1 protein-coding gene is annotated in these 2,495 nt (G+C 53.1%); it reads left to right on the top strand.

What is annotated here, in order from left to right:
• Window positions 1-512: 512 nt before the first annotated feature.
• Complete coding sequence (locus tag ACP5PX_RS07830; protein WP_428085399.1) at window positions 513-2,228, top strand: hypothetical protein; 1,716 nt, start codon at window positions 513-515, stop codon at window positions 2,226-2,228.
• Window positions 2,229-2,495: the final 267 nt, after the last annotated feature.

Below are 2,495 nucleotides of genomic sequence, written 5' to 3' on the forward strand. Positions count from 1 at the left end.
CCGATGGATTTCTTGGACTCGAAGGGCCTTTGGAGCGAAAGCTTGAGCTGTCATGGCGCTCCTGTAGGTCAGTGGGTCCTCGAGGCGTGTCGTTATCTTCGCGAGCCAAAGTGCCGTTTCGCCATCAAGAGGTATGGGGGAGCTTTTTGGGAGTGTATGCGGGCGAAGTGTCTTCCTGATTCCTGTCTAACGATAAGGTGTCGGCGCGAAACGTGGTTCTGCGGATTGGCAGAACCCCCTTGCCGGGTTACAATTTCGGCAGGAAAAGACGACAGCAATCGGTGCCCCGGTCCGCGTGGCGGCACGATGTTTCACGAGTGGCTTCACCTGTGTGGTATGCTGGAGCACAACCGGCATATGGATTACATCCTACTCCAGTGCACGGGTAATCCATTGTAATAGGCTAGTAACCAAGTGACTTGCGGGTTCTTAGGCGAATGAGGGATTTAGTGCTCACTGAGTGGGGGACGGTAGGGGCTCTCCGGGGCCAATGCGGTCTCGGTGATGCTACTTTGGCAGAAGCGATCGTTCTCTCGCTAGCCAGCTGGCTGGTGGGAGATTGGTTGTTCCTTCGTTTCGCGAAGCGACGGGCTATTTTCAGGGCCTGCCTGAGCCATGCGATTGCAACGCTCGCTGCTCTATGCTGTCTGTTGTTCATCCCTGAGCGCTTCTTTTCTTTCCTTGCCAGCGATCACTTCTCTTTTGCTTCAGTAGCCGGCTCGGATGTTGTAAACAGGGAATTGAATATTGCAAACCTCGGGATTGTCGTTGTCCTGATGTTCATGAATGTATTTGTGTTCTTGGTATCTCAGGTTTTATTTGCTAAGTTGCAGACAGTGGCTAAACGTCGTCCGAATATAATGGGTTCTCTATCGAGGCGTGTGAGAAACGTCATTGTTGTTCTGCTATCAGTCGGCATATTCTTAGTAGTGAAAGTTTTAATAGTGTTTTTAGTACCGACTGTGACTTTGCGAGAATCTTATGTTCCTGGTTTTGGGCTTCTTTTTGTTGACGATCTTATTGGCGCCATTGTTGGCTTGTTTGGAGTACTCCTCTTAGCTCGCGCTTTTCTGTTTGGAAGTCTGTCTGTCCAAGGTTCATGTCTTTGGTATTACACGAATTTCACAGCAGCTGCAGTTGTTGGTTTCGCTTTTTTTAGTTCGGCGTGGCTTTGGGTCTTCAATGAACACTGGCTGGGACCTGGTTGGGTTCGCTTCCTCTCTGTGCTGTCTGTTGTTTTTGCAATTCTGTTGTTGTTTCAGTGTTTTTTTGGACGGCGGGAGAGGAATGAGTCGAATACTAGTGTGACCGGTTGGGGTTATTGGGTGGGGCGCTTAAGGACGGTACTCGTGAAGGGGCAGGACGGAACCTTGGCCGCGCTAAGTTTCCTCTCGCCTTTGCTCTTTCTGCTGGCCTACGGCGTCGTTGCCGACGTTTTATGTAGCTCTGTGAATCGTTTCTTTAGTTCCCGTGTGGCGGTGGTGTTGTATCGTGATTTGAACCGGGAAGTAGTCCGGAGCGGCCTGACGGGGTCGGGACCTTTGGTTGAGGTTCCGGGGAAACAGCGGGGCTGTCTCCTTGTGAAGCCGGCGGCTTCGGGTTCACTGGACGCTCTGGAGGTGGGCCCGAGTGTAGGCGGTTTGAGTGGTGGAGGAAGAGAGATTCCAAGCGAAGGAGAGATACGACTGCAAACGAGAGTCAGTCGCGCGAACTTATGGTTTCCGGGAATGGGAGATGTATTTGAAGAAGAGGTGCTGGCCAGTGTTGATGGGCTTCGATGGTGGTTTTTCCTGTGGTCGGCCGACGGACTACTGTTTTCAGGATTCCCAAAGGGCTCGGTTGACGTATGCGAAGTATACCACAAGGCTCATGGATTACTAGGTGCCTTTTTGGGCTGCGGCTACGGAATTTGGGCTTCAAACGGGCTGGCGGTCACCGCCCATTGGCGTGAGGGTGGCAGTGTACTGCAGGCATGCTGTATTTTCGGCGAGAGTTCGGGAAGGACACGTGCTTTTTCGAAAGCCTGGTGGGAACCCTGGGAGCTTGGTGCGTCCTGGTTGCTATTCCCGTTAGGCGCTTTTGTAGTCGACATTCACGCGACCGAGGAGCTCTACTTGCTGCGCCTCGCTAGGTTAAGACTTCTGCCACCAGTCTGGTTTTTGCTAAGCGGTGACGGAAAGCTTGAGTTTGGCGCAGTCGGATTCAGACGGGTTTGGTTCGTTCCCTAGGGTCGGCAAGAGTCATGGTGCCCAAATAGAGGGAAGGCCTTCGGGGATCACGCGTTTCGAGTACGGCTACGACCTGGCGGGCAGGCTCGTGAGCGAGCGGAAGATCCTGGCTGACGGTTCGGTCCTCGAGACCCAGTGGGAATACGATGGCAACGGCAACCGCATTGGAGAAACGCGGCCGAATGGTCAGGTGATCACCGCAAGCTACGACGATCAGGACCGGTTGCTGGCTTACGGCAACATGAGCTTTGTTTACACGAACAACGG

The organism is Hadarchaeum sp. (SeqCode), from assembly GCF_049969415.1.
GTDB lineage: Archaea > Hadarchaeota > Hadarchaeia > Hadarchaeales > Hadarchaeaceae > Hadarchaeum.